Genomic DNA, 16,837 nt, shown 5'->3' with positions numbered 1-16,837 from the left:
CGCCAGAGTGATCCCCTACAGCGGGCTTCGGCTCGACCGCGCCAGTGACCGCCGCTCGAACCCGGACTGGATCGCCGCCCTGCGGGCCCGGCCGGGCGCGCGGGTGCTGCCGTTCTGGCGCGACCGGTACGCGCCGGACAGCGAGCCCGTCGGCGACGAGGTGTTCCTCGGCGTCGGCGACGACGAGGGCGTGTTCGCCGTGGAGCTCGCCGAGGAACCGGCGTCCACCGTGGACATCCGCACGCTGTTCGGCGACGTCAGCGCCCAGGAGTCCGCGGCCCTGGTGTACGCCAAGGCGTTGCTGCACTGGAACCGGAACCAGCGGTTCTGCGGGGCCTGCGGCGGCGGCACCTCCGTGCGGCACGGCGGCAACGTCCGGGACTGCTTCGGCTGCGGGCGGGAGCTGTTCCCACGTATCGAGCCGGCCGTCATCGTGCTCGTCGAGCACGGCGATCGGGCGCTGTTCGGCCGGCACGTCCGTTCGTCCTGGTTCTCCACGCTCGCCGGATTCGTCGACCTCGGCGAGAGCCTGGAGGACGCGGTGCGACGGGAGGTCGCCGAGGAAGCCGGCGTGGCCGTCGGCGAGGTGTCGTACTTCGGGTCGCAGCCGTGGCCGTTCCCGGCCGGGCTCATGATCGGCTTCCGGGCCGTGGCACTGTCCGACGAGATTCACGTGGACGGCGCCGAGCTGGCCGAGGCCCGCTGGCTCACCCGTGAGCAGGTGCTTCGCGACCACATGCCCCGGTTCCGGGACTCGATCGGCTACCACTTGATCGAAACATGGCTGTCAGCCCCGCGCGCTTTGTGACCTGGCCCACTAACCTGGGCATTTCAGGCAGCCCCTGCGCCGATCGGAGGCGAGCACGATGCGGATCGCGGACGTCCTGCGGAGCAAAGGGTCGAGCGTGGCCACCGTGCCACCATGGACCACGGTCGCCGAGCTCCTCGGTGAACTGGCCAAACACAACATCGGCGCGGTCGTCGTGCTCACCCCGGAGGGGGTCGCCGGCATCGTGTCCGAGCGCGACGTGGTGCGCCGGCTGGCCGAGCGCGGCGCCCCGCTGCTGGAGCGGCCGGTGTCGGAGATCATGACCACCTCGGTGTTCACCTGCACGTCCAACGACACCGTGGAGAGCCTGTCGGTGATGATGACCGAGCGCCGCATCCGGCACGTGCCGGTGGTGGACAACGGCCGGCTGGCCGGCATCGTCAGCATCGGCGACGTCGTCAAGCGCCAGATCAGCCAGCTCCAGGAGGAGCAGGCCCAGTTGGAGCAGTACATCACGCAGGGCTGACGGGCTCCCGCAGTCCACCCACGAGGGTCGAGGTGACCAGCGCCGCCAGGGTGTCCGGCTCGCTGCCGGTGGCGGCGCGGCGCTCGACCGCCTCGTGCAGCAGCGCGAAGTACGCGCGCACGGCCCACTCCAGGTCGGTGTCGGCGGCGATCACGCCGGCATCGGCCAGCCGCTGGAACATGGCCCGGTTCTTGGCCTTGATCCGTTCGACGACGTCCTGGTGCACGTCGGCCTCGGTGACCGCGCCGACCCGCCAGCGGCTCTTCAGCCGGATGTAGCCGGCGCTCATCTCGTGCAGCGCGACCAGCGGCGGCGCGGTCTCCGGCCGGCTGTCGTCGATGACCGACTCCATCTGCTCCAGCATGTCCTGGACCAGCGCCTCCATCAGCGCCTCGCGGTTGGCGAAGCGGCGGTGCACGGTGGTGCGGGCGACGCCGGCCTCGTCGGCGATCTGCTGGAGCGAAGCGCCCGGATCCGCGGCCAGCACCCGGTTGGCGGCGTCGAGGATGGCGCGCACGGTTCGCTCGGAGTCGGCGCGCAGCGGTCGGGTCACGTCAAACATCCTAGGTGGCGGCACGGGGGTTGCACATCGTGCCAAAGTCGCTACATTGGTGTTGCAACTTCGATCCCAAGGGGGACGTTAGCGATGCAGATGCGTGTACTGGGCGGCACCGGGATCAAGGTCAGCCCGTACTGCTTCGGCGCCATGAACTTCGGCACGTGGGCCAACACCGACGGCGAGGAGGCGGGGCGGATCATCAACGCCGCCCTGGACGGCGGCATCAACTTCATCGACACCGCCGACATCTACTCGAGTGGCGAGTCGGAGCGGATCGTCGGCCGGGCGATCAAGGGCCGGCGCGAGGACGTCGTGCTGGCCACCAAGTTCCACAACCAGATGGGCGACGACGTCAACCGGCGGGGCAATTCGCGCCGCTGGATCGTGCGTGCGGTGGAGGACAGCCTGCGCCGGCTGGACACCGACCACATCGACATCTACCAGGCCCACCGTCCGGACCCGGACACCGACATCGAGGAGACCCTGTCGGCGCTGACCGACCTGGTGCGCGCCGGCAAGATCCGTGCCTTCGGCTCGTCGACGTTCCCGGCCGAGCTGATCGTCGAGGCGCAGTGGACGTCGGAGCGGCGCGGCCTGGAGCGGCTGCGCACCGAGCAGCCGCCGTACTCGATCCTCAACCGGACCATCGAGGCGGCGGTGCTGCCGACGACCCAGCGCTACGGCGTGGGTGTGCTGGTCTGGAGTCCGCTGGCCATGGGCTGGCTGTCCGGCAAGTACCGCAACGGCGTCGACATGAGCACCGGTCGCGCGAAGATGGCGGCCCAGGTGTTCGACCCGGCCCTGCCCGAGAACGCGCGGAAGATGGCGGCGGTCGAGGAGCTGGCCAAGATCGCGGCCGACGCCGGCGTCTCGCTGACCCATCTGTCGATGGCCTTCTCGATCGCGCACCCGGGCGTCACCTCGGCGATCATCGGCCCGCGCACCCGGGAGCAGCTGGACGACCTGCTCGCCGGCGCGGACCTGGTGCTGGACGAGGAGACGCTGGACCGGATCGACGAGGTGGTCGCGCCGGGCACCGCGATCAGCGCCGGCGACACCTTCTACACGCCGCGTGAGATCAGCGAGAAGTCCTTGCGACGCCGACCGGTCGCTACCCGTTCGGCCGCTTGAGACCCGCCTGGGACTGGCGCGGCGTCCGCGGGTGATTACGATCGCGACATGCACCTGGCCGGGGGACGCCTGCGCGAGTTCGCGCGAGGCTGCGACGTGCTCGGCGGCGGGGGCGGCGGGCAGGCGCGCTACGCGCTGCCGCTGGCCGCGCACGCCGTCGAACTGACCGGCCCGGTGCCAGTGGTCCAGGCCAGCGAGCTGCCCTCGGACGGCCTGGTGATGCCGTGCTCCTTCCTCGGCGCGCCGGCGATCGGGGCGGAGCGGATCGGCACCTGCCGCGAGGCCGCCACCATCCGCGGTCACGTCGAGCGGCACTTCGGCCGGCCGGTGGTGGCCATGCTGTGCAACGAGATCGGCGGCTTCCACGGCACGGCGTCGGTCGCCCTGGCGGCCCACGCCGGGCTGCCGATGCTGGACGCCGACGGCATGGGGCGGGCGTTCCCCGGCATGTCCCGGGTGTCGATGCACCTGGCCGGCGTGTCGCCGGAGCCGGTGGTGCTGGCCGACGAGCACGACCGCGTGGTCGCGGTGCACGCCGACGGCGACGGCTGGCTGGAGCGGATGGCACGGTCGGTGGTCGTCGGCTTCGGCGACCGGGGCGTGAGCAGCGAGTACGTGATGACCGTCGAACAGGCCGCCGGCGCGGTCATCGACGGCTCCATCGCCAAGGCGCTGCGCATCGGCGAGCTCATCGGCGAGGCGAAGTCCGTGGCGGACGCGGCGCGGGCCATCGCGGCGGAGTTCGACGGCGTGGTGATCGCCGAGGGCAAGGTCGCCGCGGCGCTGCCGGAGCCGGGCCGGCCCACGCCGGCGACGATCGAGGGCACCGGTCCTGATCACGGCCGCACGCTGCGGCTGGAGGTCGGCCACGAGTACCTCGCCGTCGTCGAGGACGGGCAGGTGCTGGCCACGGTGCCGGACATCATCACCGTCTTCGACACGTACACGGGCGAGGCGCTCGGGGCCGGCGAGCTCCGCTACGGCCACCGGGTGGTGGCGGTGGCGCTGCCGTGCCCGGACGTCTGGCGCACGCCGGCCGGGTTGGACCTGGTCGGGCCGGCGGCGTTCGGCCTGGACCTGCCGTATCGACCGGTGGTCGCGCCGTGAGCGCCGGGACGCTGGACCGTAGCTGCCGGCTCGGCATCACCGTGCAACGCGACCGGTACGCGGCGGCGCTCGTCGAGAGCGACGGGACAGTGCTGGCCTCGATCGAGCGTCCGACGGTGATCCCGTCCATCACCGAGGTGCTGCCCTCGGCCGTCGACGAGCTGATGGCGCAAGCCGGCCCGCGCGGCATCGAGCTCGAAAACATCCAGCAGGTGATGCTCGCCGTCAGCGAGGTCGACGGTCTCGCCGGCCTGCCGGGCTCCGACCGGAGCTGGAAGCGGTGGCCGGGCCAGCTGGGGCCGGTCGCGGTGGTGCGGCTCGGCGCGGCGACCACCTCGCTGCCGCCGCTGGCCGGCTGGCCGGCCGAGCTGCGCGCGACGGTGTCGATCGCGGAGACCAGCGTCGCCGGCGGCGCGCGCCTGGACGGCGGCGACTTCGAGCCGCTGGACACGGCCGCGCTGGTGGCGTTCGCGCGGTCGATCGCCGGCAAGGTCAACGCGGTCGCGGTGAGCAGCGTGTTCGCCACCGTCGCGCCCGGGCACGAGCTGGCCGCCGCCGGCCTGCTCCGCGCCGAGCTCGGCGACTCGGTGCCGATCCTGCTCTCCCACGAGATCGGCGGCGCCGGTCTCCTCGAACGTGAGAACGCCACGGTGTTGCAGGCGACCCTGATCCGGCGGGCCTGGGGCGCGGCGCACCGGCTGCGCCGCTCGCTGGTGGACTGCGGCCTGTCGCACGCCGAGCCGTTCATGGCCCGCAACGACGGCTCGATCATGACCGTCGACTACGCGCTGACCCGGCCGCTGCTGATGCACGGCGCCGCGGCGGCGGTCGGCGCGCGGGGCGCCGCGCTGCTCGCCGGCGAGTCGGAGGCGCTCGTCGCCTTCACCGACGTCGCCGGGCAGCCGACGGCGGTGTGCTCGGTGACCGGCGGGTCGGCGCAGCTCGCGGCCGGTTCCACGATCATCGCCGGCGTGCAGACGGGCCTGCGCACGGTGGCGCTCGTCGCCACGGATCCCCCCATCGGGGGAACAGGGTCCGGGCTGACGCAGCTCGCCGAGGCCGTCGACCGCGCCAAGGGCTCACCGCGCGACCTGCCGCTGCTGGTGATCGGGCCGGGCGCGGAGAAGCTCGTGGACACGCTGCCGGGGCCGCTGCCCGGGACGACGCTGGTGTGCTGCCCGCCCCGCGCGGACGCGGCGTCGGCCGTCGGTGTGGCGGCCGCACCGGTGGGCGGCGAGGCGGTGCGCATGTTCGGCGCGGCCAGCCCGCATGGCGACGACATCCGCACCCGTGTGCACGAGCAGGCGCGGGCCGCGGCCGTGCACGCCGGGGCGGACCCGGTGACGGTCGCGGTGACCGACGTCGAGGAGTCGACGGTCCCGCACGTCAGCGAGCCGACCGTGCTGCTGCGCGTGCGCGCCGAGGGGCCGCCGCGCGTCGGCTGGCGTCGCACGTACGAGCGCAGCTGACCCGGCGCGACCGGATTTCCGGATACCCTGCCGTGTGCCTCGACGACTGCTGCGCCTGTTGGTTGCCCTTTTCGTGCTCATCTGCACGGTAGCGGCGCCCACAGCGGCCGCCGATCCGGCGGGCTGCGACTTCCGGACTGCCCCGCCGCCGCCGGTCGACTCGTCCGAGAATCCGGCTCCCGGTCAGACCGCGCCGGCTCCGCTGCCGGTGCCGAGCCAGCCCGTCGGCGGCTCCCGGATGGCCGAGTGCGGCCCGGTGTTGCCGCCCAAGGCCACGGCCCCGCCGGACAACCAGTTCGAGTCGTGGGTGCTCGCCGACCTCGACACCGGTCAGGTGCTCGCGGCCCGCGACCCGCACTCCCGGCAGCGGCCGGCGTCATTGATCAAGGTGCTCCTCTCGCTCGTGGTCATGCGGGACCTGAAGATGGACACGGTGGTCACCGGCACCTGGGACGACGCCAACCAGGACGGCACCCGCGTCGGCATCGGCCCCGGCGGCCAGTACAGCAACGACCAGCTGTTCCACGCGCTGCTGATGCACTCCGGCAACGACTGCGCCTTCGCGTTCGCCACGCAGCTCGGCGGCGTCGCGCAGACCGTCGCCAAGATGAACGCCCTCGCGCACAGCGTCGGCGCGCTGGACACCCGCACCGCGACGCCGGCCGGCCTGGACGGGCCCGGCATGGTCTCGTCCGCGTACGACCTGGCCGTGCTGTTCCGGCTGGCCATGCAGGACAAGCGGTTCGCCGCCGCGGTGTCCACCGAGCAGATCCAGTTCCCCGGCTGGGGCGGCAAGCCCGGCTTCCAGGTCAACAACGACAACCCGCTGCTCTACAACTACGACGGCGACCTCGGCGGCAAGACCGGCTACACCGACGACGCGCTGCACACGTACATCAATGCCGCGCAGCGGGGCAGCACCCGCCTCGTGTTCGTCGGCACACGCGGCACGATGAGCCCGGTGACGCAGATGTACAAGCAGTCCGCGCCGATGATGGACTACGGCTTCAACCTCAAGGCCAGCGGCGCGCAGCCGGTCGGTCAGCTCGTCGACGCCGACCCGACCGCGTCGCCCAGCGCCACCACGACCGCGGTGCCGCCGGCCGCGCAGCACGTGCTGGCGTCCGGGCAGTCGTCCGACTCGGGCTTCAGCCTGCCCACCGCGCTCGCGGTGGTGGCGCTGATCCTGGTCGTCGGCGGTGTCGTCTACGTCGGCATGCGCCGTCGTCGCGCGAGCTAGCAGCGGAACCCGGACATCACCACCCTCTCGTCGTCCACCAGCGGCTCGGCCAGCTTGCCGTCGAGGGTCCGGAATCCCTCGAGGAAGAATCCGAAGAACTCGTACAGCGCCCGTTCACCCAGTTCGAGCGGGTGGAACGGCAGCGGGTAGTCGTCCACCGCGTGTTCGCCCTCCCAGTAAGGCCGTTCGAACGGCAGCCGGTCGCCGATGTCCTCGATGACGCCGTCGTCCGGCGACACGCTCAGCGAGCGGGCCAGCCGGCCGTCCTCCCAGACCGCGAACGCCAGCCAGTCCACCATGCTGTGCATGGCGTGCAGGTAGGTCCGCCTTCCCCTGCCCAGAGCCAGCAGCCGTTCCGGTAACTCCGACGGCCGATCCAGCATGACCGTCCGGTCGCAGAGCATGTCCAGTCCCGGGGCCGAAAGTGCGTACACCTCACCTTCGGCGGGATAGGTGGCGTCGAACAGTGCCGCCGGTGGCGTCGCCGTGACGGTCGACCCCGGTCTGAGCCTGGACAGCAGTTCGGCGGCGCGGTCCAGGTCGACCTCCGAGATCCCTTGGAGCGCCTCGGCAACCGGCCTGTCGGCCGACACGAGCATCGCGGTCTTCGCACCCATGTCGACGACGCTAGCGAGGGGGTCTGACAGTTTCATGCCGCGTGTTCCGCGCGGGGTGAGGTCGCTGAAGATCCGGTCTCTTCCCTGGCCGGAATTCGATCGCCCGCGTTGGTTCGGGTCGTGGCCGAGTCGGGTGGCGGGCGATCGGAATCCGGCTGCGGTCCAGAGACCGGCGCGACCTCACGCCAGACGGCCTGCCAACTCAGACAGCCTGCAACGCCAGCAGGGCGACGTCGTCGTGGTCGCGGCCGGCGAGCCACTCGTCGAGCCGGCTCTCCACGTGCCGGGTGAGATCGTGCGCGGCGAGGCCGGCGCCGGAGCCGATAGCCTCGCTGAGGCGGTGCGCGCCGAACTGCTCGCGGCCGTCGCTGCCGCCGCGTGCCTCCGTGACGCCGTCGCTGTAGAGCATGCACACGTCGCCGGCCGAAAGAGTGACGGTGGCCTCGCTGAAATGGGGATCGGGCAGCACGCCGACGAGTGTGCCGGGCACGGTGACCTCCTCGACGGCGCCGGAGGCGCGCAGCACGACGGGCGACGGGTGGCCGCCGGAGGCGAGCCGGACCTGCACGGCGCCGGACTCCAGCCGCTCCATGGCGCCGACTACGAGCGTGGCGAACCGGTTGTCGCTGCTGGTGAGAATGGCCTTGTTCAACAGGTGCAACAGCTTCGTCGGCTCGGTCTCCACCAGCCGCAGCGCCTCGACGGTGTGCCGGATCCGGCCGGCGAGCGTCGCGGCCTCGACGCCGTTGCCGCAGACGTCGCCGAGCAGGAACAGGGCCCGGCCGTCGGATTCCGGGAACACGTCGTAGAAATCGCCGCCGACCCGGATCGTGCTGTGCGCCGGCCGGTAGCACGCGGCCCACTCGACGCCCGGCACCTCGGGCAGCGGCGCGGGCAGCAGGCTGGCCTCCAGCACCTCGGTCGCCCGGGCCTGGTCGCTGTAGGAGTGCGCGGAGCTCAGCGCGGCCGCCGCTCGACCGGCGTAATCCCGTACTACTTCCGTGTTGTCCAGAGAACCGTTGCCCACCAACACCAACGCGCCGGTCGGCAGACCTTCGTGCCTTAGGGGCACAACCGTCACGCTGTCGGGTGAGTCGGCGTCGCCGGCCAGCAACCAGTCCAGCCGCGCGCCGCCCACCGGATGCCCGGCCATCGGCTTGGTCGCGGAACCCGAGTAAGCCTCGGCCAGTGCGGTGACGGACCGCAACGCGTGCTGGCCGACGCGGCCGTGCTCGGTGTCGCCGCCGCGGGTGTACCGCCACCACTCGACCCGGCCGCGCCGGGCCGGCAGCATCACCGCGCAGCAGTCGGCCAGCGTCGGCACGGCCAGCTGCACGATGCTGCGCAAAGTCTGTTCACGACGCAGGGAACTGCCCAGCAGCCGGCTGGTGTTGGCCAGAAACCGCGCCTGGGCGCACTTCTCGCACCACGGCTCGTCGGGCTCGGTCGGATCACCATGCCACGACACGTGATCGGCGTCCAGCCGCCGCGGCAGCCAGCGCCAGGCCACGCCCTGGCACGTGGTCTCGACCTCGACCTGCTCCGATCCGGTGAAACCGGCCACACCGGCCAATTCGACGCCGGGCCGCAGATCCGGGAACAGCTCGGCGGCGCGGCGGCTCACCACGCGCACCACGCCGCGGCCGTCCTGCACCAGCACGGCCTTGTCGGCACCGTCGAGCAGCGCCTGCCACACGGCGGCGCCCACGGTTTCCTGCCTGCTCAGCGGTACCGCGCCCAACTCCGTTCCGGTCGGTCCCGATCTAGTCGGCACGGGAATCCCGGGTGCGGAGTGTCGGTCGACCACCGCGCCACCTCCAGACTCCTGGCCGGTCTGGTTCAGACTAGCCCGGCGGACTCGACTGCTCACCATCACCGTTCGCGTGGCAGGCTAGCTGTCACCGACACGCTATTCGATGGCAGCCGATTCGAGGGAGGCCGACGTGGACACCACCTCGCTGCCGGTCGGGACGAGGCAGCCCGCCGGCGAGGACGCGTTTCTCGACCGCCTGCTCAGCGCGATGCGCGATGTGCGGGACGGAAATTTCCGCCGCCGCCTGACTCCGGTCGGCGACGGCACCGCCGCGCGCGTGGCCGAGGTCTTCAACGAGATCGTGGAGCGCAACCAGGATCTGGTCGGCGAGCTCTCCACGCTGCGCGGCGGCGTGGGGGAACGGCTGTCCACGGAGCCGTTCACCGGCGGCTGGGCGGTGGCCCGGCAGTCGGTGAACCTGGTGCTGGAGGACCTGCTGCACCCCACGACGGAGCTGAGTCGGGTGCTCGCCGCCGTCGCCGAGGGCGACCTGTCGCAGCGAATGGCCTCGCACCGCAACGGACAACCCCTGCGTGGCGAGGCCGAACAGCTCTGCTCGACGGTCAACGGACTTCTCGAGCAACTTTCGGTGTTTGCCGAGCAGGTGACGCGGGTAGCCCGCGAAGTGGGCACCGAGGGCAAGCTCGGTGGCCAGGCCGTTGTGCCCGGAGTAGCAGGGATCTGGCGTGACCTGACCGACAACGTGAACCTGATGGCGGGCAACCTGACCGCGCAGGTTCGAGACATCGCCCAGGTGACCACGGCGGTGGCCGACGGCGACCTCAGCCGGAAGATCACCGTCGAGGTGTCCGGCGAGATGCTGGGCCTGAAGAACACCGTGAACACCATGGTGGACCAGCTTTCCGCGCTGGCCGACGAGGTGACGCGTGTCGCCCGCGAGGTCGGCACGGAGGGCATCCTCGGCGGTCAGGCGACGGTGCCGGGCGTCGCCGGCATCTGGCGCGACCTCACCGCGAACGTGAACTTCATGGCGGCCAACCTGACCTCGCAGGTGCGGTCCATCGCGCAGGTGACGACGGCGGTGGCGAAGGGCGACCTGTCGCAGAAGATCACCGTCGACGTGAAGGGCGAGATCCTCGAGCTGAAGAACACCGTCAACACCATGGTGGACCAGCTTTCCTCCTTCGCGGCGGAGGTGACCCGGGTCGCCCGTGAGGTCGGCGGCGAGGGCCGGCTGGGCGGTCAGGCCACGGTGCCGGGCGTCGCGGGAACCTGGCGCGATCTCACCGATTCGGTGAACTTCATGGCCGGCAACCTGACTTCGCAGGTGCGGTCCATCGCGTCGGTCACCACGGCCGTCGCCCGCGGCGATCTTTCGCAGAAGATCACAGTGGACGCTCGCGGCGAGATCCTGGAGCTGAAGAACACCATCAACACGATGGTGGACCAGCTCTCCGCCTTCGCCGACGAGGTCACGCGTGTGGCGCGCGAGGTCGGCACCGAGGGCAAGCTCGGCGGTCAGGCGACCGTGCGCGGCGTCGCCGGCACGTGGAAGGACCTCACCGACAACGTCAACGTCATGGCGCACAACCTGACCGGCCAGGTGCGGTCCATCGCCCGGGTCGCCACGGCGGTCGCCGACGGCGACCTGTCCAAGAAGATCGTGGTCGAGGCGGCCGGCGAGGTCGCGGCGCTGGCCGCGACCATCAACGGCATGGTGGACACGCTCCGCGCGTTCGCCGACGAGGTCACGCGTGTGGCGCGCGAGGTCGGCACCGAGGGCATGCTCGGCGGTCAGGCGCGGGTGCCGGGCGTGGCCGGCACGTGGAAGGACCTGACGGACAACGTCAACTTCATGGCGGACAACCTGACGTCCCAGGTCCGCAACATCGCCCAGGTCACCACCGCCGTCGCGCGCGGCGACCTGTCGAAGAAGATCGACGTCGACGCCCGCGGCGAGATCCTGGAGCTGAAGAACACCGTCAACACGATGGTGGACCAGCTCTCCGGCTTCGCCGACGAGGTGACGCGTGTGGCGCGCGAGGTCGGCACCGAGGGCAAGCTGGGCGGCCAGGCCGAGGTCGTCGGCGTCACCGGCGCGTGGAAGCGGCTCACCGAGAGCGTCAACGAGCTGGCCGACAACCTGACCACGCAGGTGCGGGCGATCGCGGCGGTGGCCACCGCGGTGACCGCCGGCGACCTGACCCGGCAGATCACCGTGCAGGCCCGCGGCGAGATGGCCGATCTGAAGGACAACATCAACCGGATGATCGGCAACCTGATGGAGACCACCACCGCCAACCGGGAACAGGACTGGCTCAAGACAAACCTGGCGCGGCTGTCCGGTCTCATGCAGGGCCAGCGGGACGTGGCCGAGCTGGCGTCGCTGATCATGAGCGAGCTGGCCCCGCTGGTGTCGGCCCAGCAGGGCCTGTTCTTCCTGGTCGACGGCGAGGAACTGGCCCGCGCCGCCGGCTACGGCGTGCCCGGCGACGGCCGTGACCCGCGCTTCGCCTTCGGCGAGTCGCTCGTCGGGCAGGCCGCCGTGGAGAAGAAGACGATCAGGATGGCGGCCGCGCCGCCCAGCTACATCAAGATCACCTCCGGCCTGGGCTCGGCGCCACCGTCGGACGTGATCGTGCTGCCGGTGCAGTTCGAGGGCAAGGTGCTCGGGGTGATCGAGCTGGCCTCGGTCGGCCGCTTCACCGAGGTGCACCGCGACCTGCTGGAGCAGCTCAAGGAGACCATCGGCGTCACCGTCAACACCATCCAGGCCAGCTCCCGCACCGACGCGCTGCTGGCCGAGTCGCAGCGGCTGGCCCAGGAGCTGCGGGCCCGCTCCGAGCAGCTGCAGGCCCAGCAGGTGGAGATGCAGCGGTCCAACGCCGAGCTGGCCGAGAAGGCGGCGCTGCTGGCCCGGCAGAACAGCGACATCGAGTCCAAGAACTCCGAGATCGAGCAGGGCCGCCAGGAGCTGGAGGAACGCGCCCAGCAGCTGGCGCTGGCCTCGCGCTACAAGTCCGAGTTCATGGCCAACATGTCGCACGAGCTGCGCACGCCGCTGAACAGCCTGCTCATTCTGGCCAAGCTGATGGCCGACAACCTGGAGGGCAACCTCTCCGACAAGCAGGTCGAGTTCGCCCGCACCATCCACGCTGCCGGCAGCGACCTGCTCCAGCTGATCAACGACATCCTCGACCTGGCCAAGGTCGAGGCCGGTCACCTCCAGCTGGAGGAGACCTCGGTGTCCGTGGTCGACCTCGTGGACTACGTGGAGAAGCTGTGCCGGCCGCTGACCGGCCAGAAGGGCCTGGACTTCTCGGTCGTCGTGGACGCCGACGTGCCCGACGAGCTGCACACCGACGTGCAGCGGCTCCAGCAGATCCTGCGCAACCTGCTGTCCAACGCCGTGAAGTTCACCCTGGAGGGGCGCATCCGGCTGACCATCAGCCTGGCCCCGCCCAACCAGGTGCGGCGGTCCACACTGCGCGCCGCCCCGACCCGCATCGCGTTCGCCGTCGAGGACACCGGCATCGGCATCCCCGCCGACAAGCTCGGCGTCATCTTCGAGGCGTTCCAGCAGGCCGACGGCACCACCAGCCGCAAGTACGGCGGCACCGGGCTGGGCCTGTCCATCAGCCGGGAGCTCACCCACCTGCTCGGCGGCGAGCTCCAGGTGCGCAGCACGCCCGGCCAGGGCAGCGCGTTCGTGCTGTGCCTGCCGGTGACGCCGCCGCCGGCGCTGCTGGCCGCCGCGGCCGAGCTGCCCGAGGTGGACGAGCTGGAGGAGGCCGTGCTGGTCGAGCAGCCGGAGCCGACGCCGGCGGCGCTCAGCCCGACCGCGCCGCGCTTCCACGGCGAGAAGGTGCTCATCGTCGACGACGACCTGCGCAACGTGTTCGCCTTGAGCACCGTGCTGGAGCTGCACGGGCTGCACGTGGTGTTCGCCGACAACGGCGTGGCCGGGATCCGGGCGCTGGAGCAGTACGACGACATCGCCCTGGTGCTGATGGACATCATGATGCCGGAGCTGGACGGCAACGCCACCATGGCCGCGATCCGGGACATGTCCGCGCACGCCGACCTGCCGGTGATCGCCGTCACAGCCAAGGCGATGAAGGGCGATCGGGAGAAGAGCCTGGCCTCGGGCGCCAACGACTACGTGACCAAACCGGTCGACACCGACCTGTTGCTCAACCTGATCGGGGCGTACCTGGACTACGACACGGAAGTCCCGGCCGAGCGGGAGGCGTGACCCTAGGCATCGGGTGAGCCGATGCCTAGGGTCGGGGTGTGGGCGCCAGTCGGCCGGTGTTGCTGCTGGACGTGGACGGGCCGCTGAACCCGTACATGGCCAAGCCGCACCGGCGACCCGATGGTTACAGCACGTATCGGACCAAACCCAGATCGTGGATAGCGGCCAACCCGCACCGGCCCGAGGCGTTCGTGCGGCCGCTGCGGGTGTGGCTCAACGTCGAGCACGGGGCCCGGCTGCGTGCGCTGCCGTACGACCTCGTGTGGGCGACGACGTGGCGGGACGAGGCCAACGAGTGGATCGGGCCGCCGCTGCACCTGCCGGAGCTGCCCTGGCTGGACTGGCCCGACGACCACGCCAAGGACCCCGCGGGCATCCACTGGAAGACCCGGCACATCGTGGCCTGGGCCGCCGGGCGGGCGTTCGCGTGGGTGGACGACGAGATCGGGCCGGCGGACCGGGAGTGGGTCGCGGCGCATCACGACGGGCCGGCGCTGCTGCACTGGGTGGATCCGCGCCTGGGCCTGCGCGACGAGGACTTCGAGGCGCTGGCGCGGTGGGGCCGCGGCCGCTAGTCCGAGATGGACCCTTGCGAGGTCGAGGTGCGAGGCCGCGCCGATGCCTGGACCGCGGGCTCGTTCACGGGCCGCGGCCGAGCCGACACCCGCCCGAGTCTCGCGGCACGTGAACGAGACAAGGGAAGGCATCGGCTTCGCCAGCGGCCTCGCCCCGCGCGGAACGCGCGGCAAAAAATCAGTTGACGCCGAGCAGGTCCACCACGAAGATCAGGGTCTCGTTGGGCTTGATGACGCCGCCGGCGCCGCGGGCGCCGTAGCCCAGGTGCGGCGGGATGACCAGCTTGCGCCGGCCGCCGACCTTCATGCCGGCGACGCCGCGGTCCCAGCCCTGGATGACCTGGCCGCCGCCGAGCGCGAACTGGAAGGCCGAGCCGCGGTTCCAGGAGGCGTCGAACTCCTCGCCGGTGGAGTGCGAGACGCCCACGTAGTGCACGTTCACGCGCTGGCCGGGGGTGGCCTCCGGGCCGTCGCCGACGGTGATGTCCTCGATGACCAGGTCGGCCGGGGCTGCGCCGTCGTACGGCTCGACTACGGGCTTTTCCAACGCCATGGTGAAGCTCTCCTCACATGTTTCCGATGCCGGTCCACCCTATCCGTCAGGGCCGGAACCACGGCACGTCGCGCAGCCACGGCAGCGTGATGGCGAGGACGACCGTCAGCAGCGCGACGGCGCCGACCACGCTGAGTTGCCGGCGCAGGAGCAGTTGGCCGGTGCGGTGGGTGATCCGCTCGGGCGGCTCGTCGCCGCGGAACTCGACGGCCCGCTCGGGTTTGAGGCCGGTGCTCAGCCAGAAGACGAGGCCGATGATGGTCGCCAGGCCGGTAACCATGTCGCCGACGGCTTCGCCGCCGAACGCCACGAAGGCCAGGGCGACGACCGGCACGGCGAGATAGGCGACGGCCAGTGGCTGTCGGTGCGGCGGGAGCACGAGCCAGACCCGGACGGTTGCCCCACCCCAGAGGACAACCGTGGCCACGGTGAGCACGAAGACCAGTGTCGGCATGTCGCCACCCCCGACAGCACTGTACGGCTCGGCGCGGCAGCCCGCGGGCGAGTGCAGTGGTGAAGGCTCAGCGGAGCAGGCCGCGGGCGAACGCGGTGGCCACGGCGGCGGCGCGATCGGAGACGCCGAGTTTGGCGTAGAGGTGCAGCAGGTGGGTCTTGACGGTGGCCTCGCTGATGAACAGCTGGGCGGCGGCCTCGCGGTTCGTCGCTCCCTTGGCTATCAGCGCCAGAACTTCTAGCTCCCGCTTGCTCAGGTCGTCCTTGGCCGGGGCCCGGACCTGCCCGAGCAGCTTGGTGGCCACGGTGGGCGACAGCACGGCCTCGCCCCGGACGGCGGCGCGGACGGCCCGCAACAGCTCGGCGCGCGGGGTGTCCTTCAGCAGATAACCGGTGGCGCCGGCCTCGATCGCCGGCAGCACGTCGCTGTCGGTGTCGTAAGTCGTGAGCACGAGTACTTTTGCTCGGATTTCTAGCGCCGCTAGCTTTCGTATCGCCGCTACGCCGTCCATGCCGGGCATGCGCAGGTCCATCAGCACCACGTCCGGGTCCAGCGCCCGGGCGTAGGCGACGGCCTCGGCGCCGTCGGCGGCCTCGCCGACCACCTCGAACTCGGCGTCGCCGGCGAACATGCCGAGCAGCCCGTTCCGCACCACCGGGTGGTCGTCGACGACGAGCAGCCGGATCGGGTCACTCACCGGGCACGCTCGCCGAGATCGCGGTGCCGGCGCCCGGCTCCGACTCCACCGCCAGCGTCCCGCCGACGCCGTCCATGCGCTGCCGCATCACCGTCAGCCCGAAGCCGCCGTCCCGGTCGCCGGCCAGCCCACTGCCGTCGTCCCGCACGTCCAGCACCACCTGATCATCCAAATAGGACAGGGTCACGCCGACCCGGGAGGCGCGGGCGTGCTTGGCCACGTTGGCCAGCGCCTCCTGCGCCACCCGGAACAGCGCCACCTCCCGGTCCGGCGTCACCGGCCGCGGCTGCCCCTCCGACGACACCGTCACCGGCACCCCCGACTCCCGCGACCAGCCCTGCGCCAGCTCCGCCACCGCGTCGACCAATCTGTTGTCCTCCAACGGTTCCGGCCGCAGCGCCTGCACGGACCGGCGTGCCTCGGTCAGGCTCTCCCGGGCCAGCCGGGCCGCCTTGTCCACGTGCGCGCGGTCGCCGGTCTGCTCGGCCGCCTGCAACTGCGTGATGATCCCGGCCAGCCCCTGCGCCAGCGTGTCGTGGATCTCGCGGGCCAGCCGCTGCCGCTCGTCCAGCACGCCGGCCTCCCGGGCCTGCACCAGGAGCTGCTCGTGCAGCCCGGTGTTCTCGGCCAGCGCCGCCGTCAGCTCCTCGCTGGTGCGGCGGTACTTCTCGGACTGTCGGCCGATCATGAAGCCGGCGTACACCATCGGCACGACCACGCCCGGCAGCACCGTCCACGGCTGCCCGTCCTGGCTCTGCACCAGCACCGTCAGCGTGGTCTGGGCGCCGACGCCGACCGCGATCCAGCGCGGCGGCAGCAGGCCGAACGCCAGGCCGATGCCCATCGCGGCGAAGATCGAGTACCAGGAGTTGGCCCACTGCAACGCGACGACCAGCGCCAGCATCACGACGTAGTACGGGACCGGCCAGCGCGGCAGGCCCCGCACCGTCCACAACAGCCACAGCGCCGTCGCCCCGACCAGCGCCAGCGTGACGCCGGCGGGCTGGTCGTGGTCGCTGATGGGGACGGCCAGCGCCAGCACGGTGGACAGCGCCAGCAGGGCGTAGCCGCTCACCCAGAGGACGAGCCGGTCCTTCTCGGTCATCGCGAG

Annotated in this window: 15 protein-coding genes; 8 read left to right on the top strand and 7 right to left on the bottom strand. The window is 71.5% G+C overall.

The window, feature by feature from the left end; genetic code table 11:
* Positions 1 to 7: 7 nt before the first annotated feature.
* Positions 8 to 808: an NAD(+) diphosphatase gene (nudC, locus tag BCF44_RS09060; RefSeq protein WP_211352958.1), complete on the top strand. Its 801-nt coding sequence runs from the start codon at positions 8 to 10 to the stop codon at positions 806 to 808.
* 58 nt (positions 809 to 866) lie between these two features.
* A complete protein-coding gene (locus tag BCF44_RS09055) occupies positions 867 to 1,295 on the top strand; it encodes a CBS domain-containing protein (protein ID WP_116173747.1) in 429 nt (142 codons plus the stop codon).
* Here the strand turns inward: BCF44_RS09055 and BCF44_RS09050 are convergent.
* Positions 1,282 to 1,848, bottom strand: a complete 567-nt coding sequence (locus BCF44_RS09050; protein ID WP_246014905.1) for a TetR/AcrR family transcriptional regulator — start codon at positions 1,846 to 1,848, stop codon at positions 1,282 to 1,284. The genes BCF44_RS09055 and BCF44_RS09050 overlap by 14 nt on opposite strands.
* Before the next feature lie 93 nt (positions 1,849 to 1,941).
* Between BCF44_RS09050 and BCF44_RS09045 the strand changes: the two genes are divergently transcribed.
* The 4 genes from BCF44_RS09045 to BCF44_RS09030 are packed head-to-tail and all read left to right on the top strand — an operon-like array spanning position 1,942 to position 6,801.
* Entirely contained in the window at positions 1,942 to 2,985 is a 1,044-nt protein-coding gene (locus BCF44_RS09045; protein WP_116173745.1) for an aldo/keto reductase, read from the top strand.
* A 48-nt stretch (positions 2,986 to 3,033) separates the two neighbouring features.
* The gene (locus BCF44_RS09040) at positions 3,034 to 4,092 is read left to right on the top strand and encodes an S-methyl thiohydantoin desulfurase family protein (RefSeq protein ID WP_116173744.1); all 1,059 of its coding nucleotides are present in this window, start codon (positions 3,034 to 3,036) and stop codon (positions 4,090 to 4,092) included.
* Positions 4,089 to 5,561: a hydantoinase/oxoprolinase family protein gene (locus tag BCF44_RS09035; RefSeq protein ID WP_116173743.1), complete on the top strand. Its 1,473-nt coding sequence runs from the start codon at positions 4,089 to 4,091 to the stop codon at positions 5,559 to 5,561. Before BCF44_RS09040 ends, BCF44_RS09035 begins: the two co-directional genes overlap by 4 nt.
* 34 nt (positions 5,562 to 5,595) lie before the next feature.
* On the top strand, positions 5,596 to 6,801 hold the full coding sequence (locus BCF44_RS09030) for a D-alanyl-D-alanine carboxypeptidase family protein (protein WP_116173742.1): 1,206 nt from the start codon (positions 5,596 to 5,598) through the stop codon (positions 6,799 to 6,801).
* Here BCF44_RS09030 and BCF44_RS09025 read toward each other — a convergent pair.
* Both BCF44_RS09025 and BCF44_RS09020 read right to left on the bottom strand, forming a co-directional pair.
* Positions 6,798 to 7,418: a DUF6928 family protein gene (locus BCF44_RS09025; RefSeq protein ID WP_116173741.1), complete on the bottom strand. Its 621-nt coding sequence runs from the start codon at positions 7,416 to 7,418 to the stop codon at positions 6,798 to 6,800. The two genes, BCF44_RS09030 and BCF44_RS09025, sit on opposite strands and share 4 nt — an antisense overlap.
* A 202-nt stretch (positions 7,419 to 7,620) precedes the next feature.
* A complete protein-coding gene (locus BCF44_RS09020; RefSeq protein WP_116173740.1) occupies positions 7,621 to 9,126 on the bottom strand; it encodes a PP2C family protein-serine/threonine phosphatase in 1,506 nt (501 codons plus the stop codon).
* Between the two features lie 208 nt (positions 9,127 to 9,334).
* On the opposite strand from BCF44_RS09020, the gene BCF44_RS09015 reads away from it, so the two are divergent.
* Entirely contained in the window at positions 9,335 to 13,447 is a 4,113-nt protein-coding gene (locus tag BCF44_RS09015) for a HAMP domain-containing protein (protein WP_116173739.1), read from the top strand.
* Between the two features lie 38 nt (positions 13,448 to 13,485).
* Positions 13,486 to 14,022: an HAD domain-containing protein gene (locus BCF44_RS09010; RefSeq protein WP_116173738.1), complete on the top strand. Its 537-nt coding sequence runs from the start codon at positions 13,486 to 13,488 to the stop codon at positions 14,020 to 14,022.
* 178 nt (positions 14,023 to 14,200) lie between these two features.
* Here BCF44_RS09010 and BCF44_RS09005 read toward each other — a convergent pair whose 3' ends face one another.
* The 4 genes from BCF44_RS09005 to BCF44_RS08990 form a co-directional block, all read right to left on the bottom strand.
* Complete coding sequence (locus tag BCF44_RS09005; RefSeq protein ID WP_116173737.1) at positions 14,201 to 14,575, bottom strand: FKBP-type peptidyl-prolyl cis-trans isomerase; 375 nt, start codon at positions 14,573 to 14,575, stop codon at positions 14,201 to 14,203.
* Positions 14,576 to 14,621: 46 nt separating this feature from the next.
* Positions 14,622 to 15,029, bottom strand: coding sequence for a hypothetical protein (locus BCF44_RS09000; protein ID WP_116173736.1), 408 nt, complete (start codon positions 15,027 to 15,029; stop codon positions 14,622 to 14,624).
* A gap of 67 nt (positions 15,030 to 15,096) precedes the next feature.
* Complete coding sequence (locus tag BCF44_RS08995; protein WP_116173735.1) at positions 15,097 to 15,726, bottom strand: response regulator; 630 nt, start codon at positions 15,724 to 15,726, stop codon at positions 15,097 to 15,099.
* The gene (locus tag BCF44_RS08990) at positions 15,719 to 16,831 is read right to left on the bottom strand and encodes a sensor histidine kinase (RefSeq protein WP_116173734.1); all 1,113 of its coding nucleotides are present in this window, start codon (positions 16,829 to 16,831) and stop codon (positions 15,719 to 15,721) included. Before BCF44_RS08990 ends, BCF44_RS08995 begins: the two co-directional genes overlap by 8 nt.
* Positions 16,832 to 16,837: the final 6 nt, after the last annotated feature.

Source organism: Kutzneria buriramensis, from assembly GCF_003387475.1.
Classification (GTDB): Bacteria; Actinomycetota; Actinomycetes; order Mycobacteriales; family Pseudonocardiaceae; genus Kutzneria; species Kutzneria buriramensis.
Note: the sequence above shows the minus strand (reverse complement) of the source record. Positions and strands in the feature narration are given on the sequence as shown.